The organism is Chondromyces apiculatus DSM 436, from assembly GCF_000601485.1.
Lineage (GTDB): Bacteria > Myxococcota_A > Polyangia > Polyangiales > Polyangiaceae > Chondromyces > Chondromyces apiculatus.
This window is the reverse complement of the sequence record NZ_ASRX01000126.1, coordinates 1-17374: the sequence shown is the minus strand read 5'-3', so window position 1 is coordinate 17374 and position 17374 is coordinate 1. Positions and strand designations below refer to the sequence as shown.

At 69.7% G+C, this 17374-nt stretch carries 11 protein-coding genes and 3 pseudogenes; 12 read left to right on the top strand and 2 right to left on the bottom strand.

The features are described from left to right. Nucleotides 1–254 (bottom strand): hypothetical protein (locus CAP_RS54700; protein ID WP_044252063.1); only part of this gene is annotated, 254 nt, incomplete at its 3' end. A gap of 311 nt (nt 255–565) precedes the next feature. Between CAP_RS54700 and CAP_RS42225 the strand changes: the two genes are divergently transcribed. Genes CAP_RS42225 through CAP_RS42205 form a run of 5 tightly spaced genes read left to right on the top strand, consistent with a single transcriptional unit; the run spans nt 566 to nt 6239 of the window. After that, entirely contained in the window at nt 566–2935 is a 2370-nt protein-coding gene (locus CAP_RS42225; protein WP_197041587.1) for a type VI secretion system Vgr family protein, read from the top strand. Then, a complete protein-coding gene (locus tag CAP_RS46825; RefSeq protein WP_052376895.1) occupies nt 2932–3441 on the top strand; it encodes a hypothetical protein in 510 nt (169 codons plus the stop codon). The genes CAP_RS42225 and CAP_RS46825 overlap by 4 nt, the downstream gene beginning before the upstream one ends. Before the next feature lie 39 nt (nt 3442–3480). Next, on the top strand, nt 3481–3810 hold the full coding sequence (locus CAP_RS42215; RefSeq protein ID WP_044252056.1) for a PAAR domain-containing protein: 330 nt from the start codon (nt 3481–3483) through the stop codon (nt 3808–3810). Continuing rightward, entirely contained in the window at nt 3807–4916 is a 1110-nt protein-coding gene (locus CAP_RS42210) for a hypothetical protein (RefSeq protein ID WP_044252053.1), read from the top strand. Before CAP_RS42215 ends, CAP_RS42210 begins: the two co-directional genes overlap by 4 nt. A gap of 15 nt (nt 4917–4931) precedes the next feature. Next, nucleotides 4932–6239 carry a hypothetical protein gene (locus CAP_RS42205; RefSeq protein ID WP_044252050.1) on the top strand — a complete coding sequence of 436 codons (1308 nt, stop codon included), beginning with the start codon at nt 4932–4934 and terminating at the stop codon, nt 6237–6239. Nucleotides 6240–6319: 80 nt separating this feature from the next. Here CAP_RS42205 and CAP_RS42200 read toward each other — a convergent pair. Further along, a pseudogene (locus CAP_RS42200) lies at nt 6320–6979 on the bottom strand (helix-turn-helix domain-containing protein); the annotation flags it as partial. Nucleotide 6980: 1 nt separating this feature from the next. Between CAP_RS42200 and metE the strand changes: the two are divergent. The 7 genes and pseudogenes from metE to CAP_RS55935 all read left to right on the top strand — a co-directional run. Beyond that, a pseudogene (metE, locus tag CAP_RS42195) lies at nt 6981–8501 on the top strand (5-methyltetrahydropteroyltriglutamate--homocysteine S-methyltransferase); the annotation flags it as partial. A gap of 38 nt (nt 8502–8539) precedes the next feature. Further along, complete coding sequence (prpB, locus tag CAP_RS42190) at nt 8540–9433, top strand: methylisocitrate lyase (protein WP_044252047.1); 894 nt, start codon at nt 8540–8542, stop codon at nt 9431–9433. Continuing rightward, nucleotides 9430–10590: a bifunctional 2-methylcitrate synthase/citrate synthase gene (gene prpC / locus CAP_RS42185; RefSeq protein WP_044252043.1), complete on the top strand. Its 1161-nt coding sequence runs from the start codon at nt 9430–9432 to the stop codon at nt 10588–10590. Before prpB ends, prpC begins: the two co-directional genes overlap by 4 nt. Nucleotides 10591–10601: 11 nt before the next feature. Continuing rightward, a complete protein-coding gene (locus CAP_RS42180; RefSeq protein WP_044252040.1) occupies nt 10602–12053 on the top strand; it encodes a bifunctional 2-methylcitrate dehydratase/aconitate hydratase in 1452 nt (483 codons plus the stop codon). Between the two features lie 116 nt (nt 12054–12169). Continuing rightward, on the top strand, nt 12170–12709 hold the full coding sequence (locus tag CAP_RS42175; RefSeq protein ID WP_052376893.1) for a DUF6580 family putative transport protein: 540 nt from the start codon (nt 12170–12172) through the stop codon (nt 12707–12709). Nucleotides 12710–12960: 251 nt separating this feature from the next. Further along, nucleotides 12961–15828 (top strand): hypothetical protein, encoded by a 2868-nt coding sequence (locus tag CAP_RS42170; RefSeq protein WP_044252037.1) that lies wholly within the window; start codon nt 12961–12963, stop codon nt 15826–15828. Nucleotides 15829–16092: 264 nt separating this feature from the next. After that, nucleotides 16093–17229, top strand: a pseudogene (locus tag CAP_RS55935) (PDDEXK nuclease domain-containing protein). Nucleotides 17230–17374 lie beyond the last annotated feature (145 nt).

Sequence of the window (17374 nt, the reverse complement as noted above, 5' to 3'; positions counted from 1 at the left end):
CCGAAGGTGGGGTCCGTGCAGCGGTTACGATGGGTGTGATCGAGGCCCTTCTCCACCAAGCGAGAAAGGCAGGCGAGCACTGCGAGCACGATGTGGTGAACGCCAGTCAGTGGAAGCGGATCCGGAAGTACCGCTCCCAGGATCGTCTCCAGCCTGAGGCGCGTAATGTCCTGGGCCTCGCTCTCCAAGCCGACGAGGCAGGCAGTGAAGTGCTGGTCTTCGTGCGTGACCAGGATGGAGATGAAGAGCGGCACCTGGCTCGCGCGTGCTCGAACCGCCCTCCACCCGACGCCCTGAAACGCTCATCTCTCCGCCTCCACCTGCGTCTCCTCCTCGTCCGCCTCCCTCTCCTCACCCGCATCCTCAGCACCCCCGCATCCTCCCGTTCCCGCCCCGCCTGCGCCCCAGCCCACCCTCGCCCTTTGTAGTTTTTCAGCCTTCCCCCACCGCATCTCCCCGCCTCACCTCCGCGTCCATCTCCCTCTCTCGCTGCGCTACCTTCGTTCGTCCGACGACGCCTCTCCCACGCCTCTCGCACGCCGCCCGACGACGAAAGGATGTCCGCGTGTCCGTTGTGCTTCAGTTCCCGCAGCACGGCCTCCGCATCGCCGCCCTCGGCGTCTCCCTCACCGACCGCATCGGCGCCGGCTACAGCGCCGACGTCGAGGCCACCGCGCGCGGCGTCCCCCCGCCCGACCAGATCCTCGGCCAGCCCGTCACCGTCATCATCGAGGCCCCTGGCGGCGAGCGCGCCGTGAACGGCATCGTCACCCGCGTCGAGCACCGCGCCCCCACCGGCGACGACCAGACCCTCCTCGTCACCGTCGGCCCCCTCCTCGCGCCCCTCGCCCACCGCGCCGACCTCCGCATCTTCGAGCACCGCTCGACCCTCCAGATCGCCGCCGAGATCCTCGCCGACTGGGGCCTCGAACCCCTCGTCCGCTGCAACCAGAGCGCCCACCCGCCCCACGAGTACCGCGTCCAGTACGCCGAGACCCAGGGCGACTTCCTCCGTCGCATCCTCGAAGAAGAAGGCATCTCCCTCCTCCTCGAACCCTCCGCCGACGGCCCCGAGCGTGTCGTCTTCGACGACGCCCCCCACCTCCGCGAGCCCGTCCTCGCCCTCGCCCACGCCGCCCGCCTCGCCGACGCCGACGGCCCCGCGTACGCCGACCTCGCCACCCTCCACGCGCTCGCGCCCTCCGCGCTCTCCCTGCGCGACCACGACTTCTCCCTCCGCGCCGACGTCGCTCTCCTCGCCGAGACCACCACCGACGCCCCGCACCCCCCGATCTCCACCTATGCCCTGGAACTCGGCGCCTTCTTCGTCGACGGCGCCCGCTCCAGCGACGCCCGCTCCAGCGATCCTGCCCGCGCCGCCGCGCCCTTGACCGGCGGTGACGCCCAGCTCTCTCCCGGCGCCCGCAGCGACGCCCAGCGTGGCCAGAAGGTCACCGAGCGCCGCCTCGCCGCCCTCCGCGCCGACGCCTCCCGCTTCCAGTTCCACACCAACGTCGCCACCCTCCATGCTGGCGCCGTCGTCCGCCTCCGCGACCTCGCCCATCCCCTCCTCGTCACCGCCGTCCACCTCGACGTCGGCCAGGACCGGGGCGCCACCGCCCGCATCGAGGCCGTCGACGCCCGCATCCCCTACGTCCCCCCGCGCGCCATCGCCCGCCCTGTCGTCCGCGGCGTCCAGACCGCCCGCGTCGTCGGCCCTGCGGGCCAGGAGGTCCACGTCGACGCCCATGGCCGCGTCCGCGTCGAGATGCTCTGGGACCGCCGCCCCGCCGGAGAGCGCAGCACCTGCTGGGTTCGCGTCGCCCATGGCTGGGCCGGCACCGGCTTCGGCCTCGTCGCCATCCCCCGCGTCGGCCAGGGCGTCCTCGTCGGCTTCCTCGACGGCGACCCCGACCGCCCCGTCATCGTCGGCCGCCTCTTCGACGGCTCCTCCCCGCACCCCTATCCCTTGCCCCAGAACGCCACCAAGACGGGCCTCCGCACCTCCACCCTCCCCGGCGGCGAGGGCTTCAACGAGCTCTCCTTCGAGGATGCCCGCGGCCGCGAGCTGGTCTACCTCCGCGCCGAGCGCGACCGCGAGACCCTCGTCCGCGCCGACGACCGCCTCCGCGTCGACGGAAGCCGCGACAAGGCTGTCCTCGCCAACGAGACCATCGCCGTCAGCGGCACCCGCAGCGCCCGCATCGGCGGCGCCGACGTCACCGAGGTCGGCGACCGCTTCACGGCCGTCATGGCGGGCGGCAAGACCTCCATCGACATGACCGAGGGCCACATCCGCCTCACCACCGGCGCTGCCAGCCTCGCCCTCGACGGCCCCGACGCCCGCCTCGTCGCCGAGGGCCACGTCGAGGTCACCGCGCAGAGCATCAGCGTCCGCGGCACCACCACCATCCGCATCGAGGCGGGCGCCGAGGTCCACGTCGAGACATCGAGCGGCGACGTGGTCATCCAGGGCGGCCCCTTCGTGCGCATCAACCCCGCCGACGCCGACCCTGCCGACGCCGACGTCGACGTCGACCACCTCCCGGTCCCTGTCCCTGGCGACGTCGACCTCGTCGCCAGCCTCGACGACGCCGCCGACGCTGCCGCCTTCGACCCCGAGCGCCCTGCTGGCATCGGCGACCTCCTCGCCCCTGGCGGCGCCTGGGACTTCCTCTCCCGCGGCGAAGCCTGGCGCGCCTTCCACTTCTTCCACGCCGGCGCCGTCTCCCGCGCCGCGGGCCAGCCCCTCGGCGTCGCCCTCCGCCAGGAGGGGAGGCGCTACGAAACCCGCGTCGGCAAGGACCCTGAGCGCGGCGACCCCGGCAACGGCCTCTGGGGCGGCAAGGCCCCCTATGGCCTCGAACCTGCCGACGCCGAGGCCCTCGAACAGGGCGCCGCCTGGTACGGCAAGACCCTCGGAGCTGCCTCGTGAGCAAGCAGCGCCGCCGCGACGAGCACATCCTCGCCGAGCGCCTCGCCGACGCCGCCGGCTTCGAGATGTACCGCTTCGTCTCCGACACCGACGAGACCCAGCGCGCGACCCTCGCCCTCCAGCCCATCGTCGAGACCCGGCAGGTCAACTACGCCCTCTGGCGCGCTCCTCGAGACGTCAGCGCTGCCGGTGCTGTCGGCGCTGTTGGCGCTGCCGGTGCGCTCAGCGCTCCTGAAGACGCCGAGGTCGACCCCGTCGCCACCGGCTCCCTCAAGGGCCGCGTCGCCACCTGGGACGACGACGCCCGCGAAGACGTCCTCCGCCGCGTCGTCTACCGCCACGAGGAAGACCTCGGCTTCGACGACGAGCACCTCGACGTCCTCCTCGGGGACGACGACGAGGACGAGGACGAGGACGACGCCAGCGACGAGGATGGCGAGGACGACGGCGACGAGGACGACGTCGACAGCGACGAAGACGAAAACGACGGCGACGACGACACCTGACCGCGCCGAGGACGACGACACCTGACCGCGAGGATGGCCATGCCTGCAGCCGCACGAGTAGGTGACCGACACATCTGCCGCGGGACCCACCCGGCCCCGCACCGGGGAGGGCCCGTCAGCTCCGGCTGCACGACCGTCCTCTTCGCCGAGTCCCTCGCCGCCCGTGTCGGCGACACCGCCGACTGCACAGGCCCCCGCGACGACGTCATCGTCGAGGGCTGCCCCACCGTCCTCATCGCCGGCAAGCCTGCCGCCCGCCGCGGCGACCGCACCGACGGCGGCAAGATCGTCGAGGGCCTCCGCACCGTCCGCATCGGCCGCGAGCCCCGCCCCGCCCGCAGCCCCTCGCCGCCGGAGAAGGCCCGGTGAGCCACCCCTCCCGCTGCTGCGACCCTGGCAAGAAAGCGCGCGCCCTCGCGGGCCTCAGCGCCGCCCTCCCGGGCATCGAGGGCACGACGGTCACCGGCGGCAACCGCTTCCTCGACCCCAGCTCGACGAAGAAGTGGCGCGACAAGGAGAAGGCCGACCCCCGCTCCTTCTTCCCCCTCAACAAGCCCACTGGCGGCGCCAAGATCCCCGTGCTCGACGGCGCCGGCAACCTCCTCGGCACCCTCTCGGGCAGGGCCCTCAGCGCCGGGGTCCGCATCAACTTCGGGCAGATCAAGAAGATGCCGAAGTTCGACCTGAGCAAGGTCACCGCCGACCCCAGCTCCCGCAAGGCCGACCCCTCCCGCCCCTCGGTCCAGTACGTCTACGCCTTCGCCACCTCCATGCTCGTCCGGCAGGCGTGGCTCACCTCCACCCCGGCGCTCAAGAAGCTCTACGGCCCCGTCAAAGCCAAGGCCTTCGCCATCTCCGCCTGGATCCCGAAGAGCGCCCTTCGGACCAGCGCCAAGCGCACCAAGCTCTTCGACTGCGCCCGCGGCTGCATGAGCGAGATCGAGCAGAAGCGCCGCAAGAAGGGCAAGACCATCCCCATGCGCATCGCCAACCTCGACCAGGTGAAATGGTCGAAGAGCGAGTGGATCTCGAACAAGAACGAGACCGCGAAGGGCACGGGCGCCGACGCCCGCATGACCCGGGAGGCCATCTCCGCCCTGCTCAAGGGCGAGAACGCCATGAAGAAGAAGGCGATGTTCCCGAACGGCCGCATCAGCAACGCCTCCAGGGGCGAGGGCAACATGGCCGTGCGCGACTACCTCGCCCGGAGCCCCGCCTTGCCCCCCTTCATGCGCTGCGTGAACTTCCTCTTCGCCATCCCGGGCGCTGGCGGCGTCGCCATGGACACCTTCCCTGTCGGCACCCGCTTCCACCGCCTCGCCGCCTACAAGAAGCAGACCCGCATCTACCGCAAGGGCAAGCCCACCTCGAAGAAGATCTCCTGGTACTACGGCTACGTCACCTACCCCGAGGGCGGCGGCAAGACGACCCGCCGCTACGGCTGGCTGCTCAAGAACGCCCTCCTCGACGGCTGACGTGGACGACGGACGATGAGCCACGCCTACCGCTGCTGCGACCCTGACCGGAAGAAGCTCGCCCTTACCCGCCTCGACGCCAAGCTCCCGGGCATCAACGGCAAGACCGCCGTCGGCGGCAACCGCTACATGGAGCCCAGCGCGAAGCGCATCAAGATCACCTCCTCGATGAGCGCCGACGAGCGCCGCGATGCGAAGGAGAAGCAGACCACCTTCCCCATCAAGGACCGCTACAAGGCCGACGACGCGCCCGGAATCCCGGTGCTCGACGGCTGCGGCAACCTCCTCGGCGTCCTCTCCCCGGCAGCCTGCAACAAAGGCGTCGCCATCAACTTCGGGCAGATCAAGAAGATGCCCAAGTTCGACCTGAGCAAGGACCGGACGAAGCCCGACTTCCGCAAGGCCGACCCCTCCCGCCCCTCGATCCAGTACGTCTTCGCCTTCGCCACCCGGATGATCGTCGACGAGGCCTGCTTTCCCCTGCTGCCCGACCTCTCGACGGCCGCGACCCTGCCCGTGCCGGACAGGGCAAAAAAGCTCGCGGAGATGGAGACCCTCCTCGGCACCGTCTCGAAGCTCAGGAAGCTTCTCGGCGGCAACGACGCCGACGCCCTGACGAAGGAACTCACCCGCCTCCAGGAGCGCTACGCGCGGCTGAAGCGCAAGTCGATCTCCATCTCCGCGTGGATCCCGATGAGCGCCCTCAAGAGCAACCCCAAGCGCGCTCGCCTCTTCAGGTGCACCTGCAAGTGCATGAGCCCCGTCGAGAACCAGCGCCGCAGGAAGGGCAAGACCACGCCCATGCGCATCGCCGACCTCCACCAGCTCAAGTGGACCAGGAAAGAATGGTTCTCTGCCGGCAGCGCGAAGAAGAAGGGCGCCGCCAAGCGCATGGTGAGCGAGAGCATCAGCAGGCTCCTCGACGACGACCGCGACGAGCTCAAGCCGAAGCGCATGTTCCCGAATGGCTTCATCATCCCCAGCGACGAGGAAGGGTTCGTGCGCGATTACCTCGCCCGGAACGCCGCATTGCCCTCCGCCCTGCGCTGCGTGAACTTCCAGTTCGCCATTCCCGGCGCCGGCGGCGTCGCCTCGGACACCTTCCCCGTGGGCACCCGCTTCCACCGCCTCTCCAGGCACCCCCGCTACCACAAGCAGACCCGCATCTACCGGAACGAGAAGCCCACCAGCAAGAAGATCTCCTGGTACTACGGCTACGTCGAGTACCCCGAGGGCTCGAAGAAGACCAGGAGCGGCAAGCGCCGCACCTCGACGGGCCGCCGCTACGGCTGGCTCCTCAAGAACGCGCTCACCACCGGTTGACCCGGCGAGCATCCCGCCAGCACCGGCCCTCGGCGCGCGACGCCTTCAGCTTCCCCTCGCCGCAAGGCGATGAGCGCCCTTCACGCCGCCGAATAGGGTTCAAGGCGCCGCTCATTCTCGTCGACGACGATCTTCCCGCCCATCGGCGGAAAGGCGCGCTGCGGGCACCCTTTGCGTTCGCACACCTTGCATCCCGCGCCGATCGGCGTGGGGGCACTGGGATCGTCGAGGTCGAGGCCTTGCGAGTACACGAGCCGGCCGGCGTGCCGCGCGTCGCACCCGAGCGCGATCGCGAAGGTCTTGGTCGGGGCAGCGTAGCCCCCGTGTCCACGTGCGACCGTCCGCGCGATCCAGAGGTAGGTGCGTCCGTCTGGCATCTGGGCGAGCTGCCGGAGAATGCGGCCCGGCTGCGCGAAGGCCTCGTAGACGTTCCATAGCGGACACGTGCCGCCGACGCGCGAGAAATGGAAATCGGTCGCCGACTGGCGCTTCGAGATGTTGCCAGCGCGATCGACGCGGACGAAGAAGAACGGCACCCCACGCGCGTCGATGCGCTGCAGCGTGCTCAGGCGGTGACAGGTGACCTCGAACCCGACCCCGAAGCGCTGCCGCAGCAAATCGATGTCGTACCGCAAGCTCTCGGCGGATTCGAGGAATTGACCGTAGGGCATCACGAGCGCCCCGGCGAAGTAGTTGGCGAGCCCGATGCGCGCCAGCGCGCGGGTCTCGTCGCTCGAAAGACTCGTCCTCGACCTCGTGCGCGCCCCCGAGCAGCTCGACGCCGTGCTCGACGCGCTCCCCGCATCGATGAGCCTCTCGCTCGGCCTGATCGACGGGCGGAACATCTGGCGCGCCGACCTCGACGCCGCCCACGCCGTGCTTCGCCGCGCGGTGACGGCCCTCGGCGCCGAGCGCGTCATGGTGGGGCCCTCGTGCTCCTTGCTCCACGTGCCGGTCGATCTCGACGCGGAACAGCGGCTCGACACGGATCTCAAGCGCTGGCTCGCGTTCGCCGCGCAGAAGCTCGACGAACTTCGGGCCCTCGCGGACGCCGCTGGATCGGCGACTCCGAGCGGGGCGCAGTTCGAAGACACCCGGATCGCCCTCGCGGGCCGGCGCTCCTCTCCGCGGACGTACAACCCTGCGGTGCGCGGCCGCACCGGCGCCGTCACCGAAGCCATGCGCCGCCGCTCGTCCCCCTTCCCGGTCCGCGCCCCGAAGCAGCGCGCGCGGTTCGGCCTGCCCTCGTTCCCCACCACCACCATCGGCTCGTTCCCGCAGACCACCGATGTCCGCGGCGCGCGCGCGGCCTGGCGCGCGGGTCGGATGTCCGAGGAGGACTACGACACCTTCCTGAAAGCCGAGATGCGCAAGTGCATCGAGAGGCAGGAGAAGATCGGGCTCGACGTCCTCGTCCACGGCGAGTTCGAGCGCAACGACATGGTCGAGTACTTCGGCGAGCAGCTCGACGGCTTCGCCTTCACCGAGAACGGCTGGGTCCAGAGCTACGGCTCGCGCTGCGTCAAGCCGCCGGTCCTGTTCGGGGACGTGGCACGGCAGCGGGCGATCACGGTCGCCTGGTCCACAAGCGCGCAGGCCCTCACGGAGCGCCCCATGAAGGGCATGCTGACCGGGCCAGTCACCATCCTCCAGTGGTCGTTCGTGCGCGACGACCAGCCGCGCAGCGAGACCTGCGCGCAGCTCGCCCTGGCGCTTCGCGACGAGGTGGCGGACCTCGAGGCGGCGGGGATCTCCATGATCCAGGTCGACGAGCCCGCGATCCGCGAGGGCCTCCCGCTCCGCCGCCGCGACTGGAACGCGTACCTCCGCTGGGCTGTGGACGCCTTCCGCCTCGCGACCAGCAGCGTGCGCGACGAGACGCAGATCCACACGCACATGTGCTACTCGGAGTTCGGCGATATCCTCGACGCCATCGCGGAGATGGATGCCGACGTGCTCTCCATCGAGACCTCGCGCTCCAGAATGGAACTCCTGGGCGATTTCGCCCGCTTCCAGTACCCGAACGCGATCGGCCCTGGTGTCTACGACATCCATTCGCCGCGCGTGCCCACGCAGGGCGAGATGGTGGATCTGCTCACGCGGGCGGCCCAGGTCCTCCCGATGGACCAGCTCTGGGTGAACCCGGACTGCGGCCTCAAGACCCGAGGCTGGCCGGAGGTCGAGGCTGCGCTCACCCACATGGTGGAAGCTGCCAAGGTGGTCCGGGCGAAGCTCGGACACGCCCGGCAACCGCCGGCCTGACCGGCATCGATGACGACGACACCTCGAAGGAGCATCCCGTGAGTCTTCCCTCCACACCCGGTGAACGCTTTCGCGCTGCGGTCGAACGAGAGCGCCCCCTCCAGGTCGTCGGCACCATCAATGCCCTCCACGCGCTCCTCGCCCAGCGCGCGGGCTTCCAGGCCATCTACCTGTCGGGTGGTGGCCTCGCGGCGGGCTCGCTGGGGCTCCCTGACCTGGGCATCTCCACCCTCGACGACCTGTTGATCGACGTGCGCAGGGTCACGGACGCCTGTGCGCTCCCGCTCCTCGTGGATGTGGACACGGGCTTCGGCCCGAGCGCGTTCAACGTCGCCCGCACCACCCGCGCCGTCATCAAGGCCGGCGCCGCCGCGATGCACATCGAGGACCAGGTCGGCGCCAAGCGCTGCGGTCACCGCCCCAACAAGGAGATCGTCTCCCTGGAGGAAATGGCCGACCGCATCAAGGCCGCCGTGGACGCGCGCACCGACCCGAGCTTCGTGATCATGGCGCGCACCGATGCCCTGGCCGTCGAGGGCGAGGAGCGGGCCATCGCGCGCGCCGTCGCCTGCGTGGAGGCGGGCGCGGACATGGTCTTCCCCGAGGCCATGACCAGCCTGGACCTCTACCGACGCTTCGCCGACGCGGTGAAGGTCCCTGTCCTCGCGAACCTCACCGAGTTTGGCGTGACGCCGCTGTTCACGACCTCCGAGCTGGCGTCTGCCGGCGTATCCATGGCCCTGTACCCGCTCTCGGCGTTCCGCGCCATGAACAAGGCCGCGGACAGCGTCTACCGCGCCATCCGCGAGGGCGGCACGCAGAGGCAGCTCCTCGACGCAATGCAGACCCGCGCCGAGCTGTACGACGTCATCGGCTACCAGGCGTTCGAGCAGCGTCTCGACGCCCTCTTCGGGAAAGGAAGGAACTCATGAGCGCGGAATCGGCCAGCAAGAAGGAGCGCGCGCCGAAGAAGTCGGTGGCGCTGTCGGGCGTGGAGGCGGGGACGACCGCCCTGTGCACGGTCGGCCATAGCGGCAATGACCTCCACTACTGCGGATACGACATTCTGGACATCGCCCAGCAATGCGAGTTCGAGGAGGTCGCCCACCTCCTGATCCACGGCGAGCTACCCAACGGCGCCCAGCTCTCCGCCTACAAGACCAGGCTGCGTGCGCTACGCGGCCTCCCCGCCGCGGTGAAGGCCGCGCTCGAACAGCTCCCCTCGTCCACGCACCCCATGGATGTCCTGCGCACCGGCGTCTCGGTGCTCGGCTGCAACGAGCCGGAGAGGGAAGATCACAACGCCCCTGGCGCGCGGGACATCGCCGACCGTTTGCTCGCGTCGCTCGGCTCCATCCTGCTCTACTGGCACCACTACGCCCACAACGGGAGGCGCATCGACGTCGAGACCGACGACGACTCCATCGGGGGGCATTTCCTGCATCTCCTCCACGGCAAGCGGCCTCCCTCCGAGTGGACGCGCGCCATGCACACCAGCCTGATCCTCTACGCCGAGCACGAGTTCAACGCCTCCACCTTTGCCTGTCGGGTCGTGGCGGGGACCGGCTCGGACATCTACTCGGCAATCTGCGGCGGCATCGGCGCGCTGCGTGGCCCCAAGCACGGCGGGGCCAACGAGGCCGCGCTCGAAATCCAGAAGCGCTACGCCTCCGCGAACGAGGCCGAAGCCGACATCCGCCGCCGGGTGGCGAACAAGGAAGTGGTGACTGGCTTTGGCCACCCGGTCTACACCGTGGCCGACCCGCGCAACCAGGTCATCAAGGAAGTGGCCCGATCGCTGTCGACGACCGCCCGGTCGATGCGGATGTTCGAGATCGCCGAGTGCATCGAATCGGTGATGGCGGAGGCGAAGCGGATGTTCCCCAACCTCGACTGGTTCAGCGCCGTCAGTTACCACCAGATGGGCGTCCCGACCGTGATGTTCACGCCGCTCTTCGTGATCGCCCGCACCACCGGCTGGAGCGCGCACATCCTCGAACAGCGCGAGGACAACAAGATCATCCGGCCCAGCGCCCGCTACGTCGGGCCAGAGAACCGCCCCTTCATCGCGATCGACAGCCGCCCCTAGCCGAGGAAGCCATGAGCCTTCACGTCTCCACCCACCGACCGCCCTTCGACGCCGTCATGGTGGACATCGTCGATTACGTTGCCCGAGGAGAGCCTTCCAGCGCGCTTGCCTACGAGACCGCGCGGCATTGCCTCCTCGACACCCTGGGCTGCGGCCTCGAAGCGCTCGAGTACCCCGCCTGCACCAAGCTGCTCGGACCGATCGTGCCGGGCACCCTCGTCCCTCATGGCGCCAGGGTGCCGGGCACCTCCCACCAGCTCGACCCTGTCCAGGCCGCCTTCAACCTCGGCGTGATGGTGCGCTGGCTCGACTTCAACGACACCTGGCTCGCCGCGGAGTGGGGGCACCCTTCGGACAACCTCGGCGGGATCCTCGCGACCGCGGACTGGCTGTCGCGCCGCGCCATCGCCGAGGGCAAGCCGCCGCTCACCATGCGCGACGTGCTCACGGCGATGATCCAGGCGCACGAAATCCAGGGCTGCCTCGCCCTGGAGAACTCGTTCAACCGCGTCGGCCTCGACCACATCGTCCTCGTGAAGGTCGCGACCACCACGGTGGTCTCGCGCCTCCTCGGCCTCTCCAGAGAGCAGAGCTTGAATGCGCTGTCGCTGGCGTGGCTCGACGGCCAGGCCCTTCGCACCTACCGCCACGCACCGAACACAGGCTCGCGGAAATCTTGGGCTGCCGGCGACGCCACCGCCCGAGGCGTCCGGCTCGCGCTCATCGCCCGCACCGGGGAGATGGGATACCCGTCCGCGTTGACAGCGAAGACCTGGGGCTTCTACGACGTCTCGTACAGAGGACAGCCATTCGAGTTCCAGCGGCCCTATGGCGCGTACGTCATGGAGAACGTGCTCTTCAAGGTCTCCTTCCCGGCGGAGTTCCACGCCCAGACCGCCGTGGAGGCTGCGATGACGCTCCACGCCGAGCTCTCCCGGCGCGGGAAGAGCGCGGACGACATCGCCCGCATCTCCGTGCGCACCCACGAGGCGTGCGTCCGGATCATCGACAAGCAGGGCCCCCTCGCGAACCCTGCCGACCGAGATCACTGCATCCAGTACATGCTGGCGGTGCCCCTCCTCTTCGGCCGGCTCACCGCGGCGGACTATGAAGACGACGTCGCCGCCGATCCCCGCATCGACGCCCTCCGGGAGAAGACGGTGTGCGTTGAAGATCCGGCCTTCACCCGTGACTACCACGACCCCGAGAAGCGTTCGATCGCCAGCGGCCTCACGATCACGCTGAAGGACGGGAGCGTGCTCCCCGAAGTCGTCGTCGCGTACCCGATCGGGCACAAGCGGCGCAGGACCGAAGGTATCCCGCTCCTGGAGGAGAAATTCCGGAGGAACCTCGCCCGCCGCTTCGGCGAAGCCCAGCAGCGCAAGATCCTGGCGCTTTCTCTGGACCCCGAGAAGCTCGACACCACTGCCGTCCACGAATACGTGGACGCCTACGTGGTGTAGGAGCGCCTGGGGCCGTACCGTGCCCGTGTTTCGAGGAGCCCTTCCCTCCAGCACCTCGGACCCCACAGACGGCCCACCGCGATCCGCCCTTCATGTTCTGCTATGAAGGGGCGGTCATGCTGCCTGCCCTGCTCATCGTCCTCTGCGTCGTCCTCCGCGTCGTTCCCCACCCGCCGAATTTCGCGCCCGTGGGAGCCACGGCCGTCTTCGCGGGCCGCACGCTCAAGCCCTGGATGGCGCTCTCCCTCATCATCGCGGCCATGCTCGTGGGGGACGTGATCCTGGCATCCCTGCACGGCTACCCCCCCGTGAGCCTCGTCACGCCGTTCGTGTACGGCGGCTTCTTCGTGCAGGCGCTCCTCGGCCGCGCGCTGCGCTCGACGAAGGGTGGCGCCGTCGGCGCGGCCCTGGGCGGTTCGATCGCCTTTTTCGCCCTCTCGAATCTGGGCGTATGGGCAGCAAGAAGCCTCTACCCCCACACCGCTGCGGGGCTGGGCGCGTGCTACGTGGCCGCGCTCCCGTTCCTCGGCGGAACGCTGCTCGGCGATCTCGTGTGGACCCTCATCCTCTCGGCGGCATACCGACCCATGGCAGCGCGCCTTGAGTCGCGCCCGCTCTGGGTGCCAGTGTCGACCAAAGAACTCGCTGCCGTGTGACGCCAGACCCCCGCCCCAGGCCCGCAGCCCGCATCTCCCGGAACACCAAGCCCAGGCCCTCGGCCGCGGGTGACCCGGCCGCGCGCCAGACTCCTCCCAAGCGAATCCAGCATCGAATGAACACCGTGGCGTCCTGCCATTCGGGCCGTCCCTCATCCTGGATTCAGCACCCCACCCCCCCTGCGCCCCCTCCGCGCCTCGCTTACCCTGCGCGTCTCGCCTCACCCCCCCCGACCAGGAACGGCCCCCGAATGCGGCATCTCGGCTCTCTCTCCCTCCTCGGCACCGTCCTCGCGCTCGCCACCATGGCCGGCGCGTGCTCCGGCGACGATGGCGATGCCACCTCCGGCGCAGCCGCCAGCTCCGGCGAAGGCGCCAGCTCCGGCGAAGGCGCAGGCCCCGGCGAAGGCGCAGGCACCTCCGTCGACCCCGAGGCCTGTGCGGCCGACCCCTTGCCCCTCCAGAACCCCCGCGCCCACGCCCTCGGCGAGACCTTCTACCTCCCCCGCGTCCTCGACACCGCCGCCTGCGCGGGCCTCACCTGGAAGCTCGCCACCGCCCCCCAGGGCAGCCAGAACGCCGTCCACCCCACCGGCGCCCCCGAGCCCCGCTTCACCCCCGACGCCCCTGGCGCTTACGTCTTCCGCCTCGACGACCCTGCCGCCTCCGAGGTCACCCTCACCGCCGTCGCCCGCACCCCCGCCGAGCGCTTCCGCAACCATTACCTCTCCCCCCTCTACGGCGCCGCCCGCGTCGACGACGAGCTGTGGACCGCCAATGGCGCTTCCTACACCGTCACCCGCCTCATCCCCGACGGCCAGGGAGGCTTCGAGAAGGCCGGCGAGATCCCCGTCGGCGCCTGGCCTGCCGCCATCGCCCACCACCCCGGCTCCCCCCACGTCCTCGTCGCCCAGCGCGGCAGCGACACCGTGGGCTTCCTCCACCGCGAGCGCCTCGTCCTCGAAGACGCCCTCTGGGTCGGCGACGAACCCACCGGCCTCGCCCTCTCCCCCGACGGCACCCGCCTCTACGTCACCCTCGCCACCATGCGCACTGTCGCCGTCATCGACGTCGCGGCCCGCCAGGTCGTGGACCGCATCGAGGTCGGCTTCGACCCCCGCGCCCTCGTCCTCTCCCCCGACGGCGCCCGCCTCTACGTCGCTTCTTACCGTTCCGGCAACCGCATCAAGGACACCCGCGGCACCTACGGCCCCGACGACGATCAGGACATCTGGATCATCGACACCGCCTCTGGCCTCGTCGACTCCGTCATCTCCGGCGTCGCCGCCGACCTCCGCGCCCTCGCGCTCTCCGACGACGGCACCGAGCTTTACGTCGCCGCCACCGACGGCGACCCCGAGCCCACCCAGACCAACCCCACCGCCGAGCCCTTCGTCCACCAGGTCGCCGTCCTCGGCGCCCACCCCGACGCCCCTGGTTACGGCACCGTCCTTCGCCGCGCCGACCTCACCCGTCAGCCCACCTCCACCGGCCCTGTCGTCAACCCTTCCGGCCTCCTCGTCGCTGGCGACCGCCTCTGGGTCGCCTCCGAGTCCTCCGACACGCTCGTCGCCCTCGACCGCCTCACCCTCGAAGAGCAGCTCCGCGCCCCTGTCGGCCCCGGCGCCCGCCAGCTCCTCGCCCTCGACGACGGCACGGGCGGCACCCTCCTCGCCGTCCACGCCCACCAGAGCTTCGAGGTCAACCTCCTCGACCCTGATGGCACCCCCCGCGCTTCCGTCGCCCTCACCGCCGACCCCCGCCCCCCCGCCGTCGCCCTCGGCGAGCGCGTCTTCACCCGCCCAGGCGGCGGCTTCGCCGAGAACCACGCCTGCTCGAGCTGCCACGTCGAGGCCCAGAACAGCGGCATGATCTGGAACTTCGGCCCCAGCATCTGGCACAACGTCCGCCCCCTCCAGCTCCTCGACGCCACGACGCCCCTCGAATGGGGCGCCTACGTTTCCAGCGCCCAGAACTTCGGCTACCAGGGCCCCAGCTCCATCGTCGGCCGCCCTGCCACCGCCGAGGAAGCCGAAGGCCTCTCCGCCTTCCTCAGCTCCCTCCTCGGCGCCCCCCGCGCCACCGGCTGGACCCGCCTCGACGGCAGCTACACCGACGCCGCCCTCCGCGGCAAAGCCCTCTTCGAAGGCAACGCCACCTGCTCCGGCTGCCACACCCCCCCGCTCTACACCAGCCGCGCGACCATCGAGCAAGGCAAGTCCGGCGAGCCCGCCGACGTCCCCTCCCTCTTCGGCGTCTACCGCCACGGCATCTACTTCGTCGCTGGCCAGGCCCGCAGCCTCTCCGCCGCCCTCGACGTCGCCCTCGCCTACGTCGACGTCCCCCTCACCGACGACGAGCGCAGCGACCTCCTCCAGTTCCTCCACGAGCTCACCCCCAAGGGCGCCGCCCCCCTCGCCATCTGGCCCGACATCGACAGCTCCGAAGCCGTCTACCCCGACGTCCGCCCCTCCGTCGCCTTCGCCGACCCCATCGACGACACCCAGGGCAAACCCGCCGCCGACATCGCCGCCGAGTACATCCTCCTGGAGGACGACCAGTCCCTCCGCGTCCCCGGCCACATCGACATCACCGGCCCCCGCCTCGACTTCATCCCCGACGCCCCCCTCGCCCCTGGCACCACCTACCGCCTCCGCGTGCTCGAAGGCCTCCCCTTCCTCTCCGGCGGCGCCCTCTGGGCCGAGCGCTCCACCACCTTCACCGTCGCCCGCCCGGCCATCGCCACCTGGCCCGAAGCCATGACCATGACCATCCAGGTCCCCGGCCCCGGCGGCCAGGTCCTCCCCCTCTCCCTCGCCCTCGAAGCCGCCCCGAGCCCTCGCCCCGGCGGCATGACCCTCCTCGTGAAGCCCCAGCTCTTCGGCGCCCAGCAACGCCAGGCCATCTGGGCCCGCCTCGACAACGACCGCTTCCTGATGCAGCCCTTCGCCTTCCCCGTGAACCCCAGCGGCGTCGCCGACGCCTCCTGGGTCAACGGCACCGTGACCGTGATCGAAGGCGGCGCCGTGGCCGAGGTGAAGGGCACCCTCCGCATCACCGGCCCCGGCATCAACATCCCGGGGCTGCAGTTCACGATCGTCCCCGCCGCGGCGAATTGATCCAGGCCTTGGTTCGAGTCCAGCAACTGGAGCACAGCTCCGCGGTAGTGTGAGAAGCGTGAGCCCTCAAAAGCTCGTGGTTTTCTTTTGTTTTCGGCGGCGGATCGGGGGCTTCTTGGTGCGAGGCATGGGCATGGGCATGTCCTTTCGGGTAGGTGGGTGGGAACCGCAGGGTTCCCCGCCGAAATGGGACATGAAATCGACCGCCAAGATGCGCTTGCGAAATCACGAGGTCTGCCAGAGCCTGTGCGTCTCCCCTCCGTCATGTCGAAGAAGCGCTCCACGAAGACCAGCCGCGCGCGCTCGAAGGCCTTCGCCCGCACAGCGGCGACGCTCGCTGCTTCGCGCGTGAAGCCGGCCGTCTTGGTGAAGCGCGACACGCGCTTCACGGAAGTCATCGCACTCATCGAGGCCGCCCGCGGCCGCGCGTACCAGGCGGTGAACGCGGAGCTGGTCTCGCTCTACTGGCAGCTAGGCGAGTACATCAGCCGGAAGATCGCGAACGCCGAGTGGGGCGATGGGGTGGTCGAAGAACTCGCCACATCCCTCGCCCGACGCTTCCCAGGCCTCCGAGGCTTCACGCGGCCGAATCTGTTCAGGATGCGCCAGTTCTACGAGGCATACCGGTCGAAGCGAAAAGTCTCGGCACTGCTGAGACAATTGCGCTGGACCCACCATCTCATCATCCTCGGTCAGGCCAAGCCGGCCGCTGTCCGCGAGTTCTACATCCTTGCGGCGATCAAGGAGCGCTGGTCCTCTCGCGAACTCGAACGCTAGATCCGCTCCGGCGCCGTGCTTCGCGAAGCGCCGGCCGCGAAGAAAGTCTCACCAGCGCTGAGACAAATTCATCCGAGCGCACTCGACGAGCTGAAGAACGCATACAACCTCGAGTTCCTCTCGCTTCTAGACGGGCACTCGGAGGCCGATCTCCACAGCGCCCTGCTCCGCCATCTCGGTCGCTTCCTCACCGAACTGGGACGCGACTTCTGCTTCGTCGGCTCGCAGTATCCGGTGCAGGTCGGCAACCAGGACTTCGCGATCGACCTCGTGTTCTTCCACCGTGGCCTTCAGTGTCTCGTGGCCTTCGAGCTGAAGGTCGAGAAGTTCAAGCCCGCTGACCTCGGGCAGCTCTCGTTCTACGTGGAGGCGCTCGACCGCGACGTGAAGAAGCCCCACGAGCGCCCTTCCATCGGGGTGCTGCTCTGCGCCACGAAGGACGACGAGGTCGTCGAGTACGCGCTCGCCCGCACGATGTCGCCCACGCTCGTCGCCGAGTACCAGACGTTCCTGCCGCCGAAGGAGCTTCTGCGAGCGAAACTCCATGAGCTGTACGCGCGCCTCACTCCGGACGACGAGCACACCCCCTCCGGGACGCCATCAGCCCGCAAGAGGCACCGATGACCAGTGTGTCACCACCTCCGGCAGCAGCTTCGGAAGAGCCGAAAACGATTCCCCGGGTGAGGTCGACCGGCAAGTCAATTCACAGAGGCGCAGTGAATAGATTGTTGTGACACAAGACTCGACTTGGGCGCCCAATCCAGGCGTC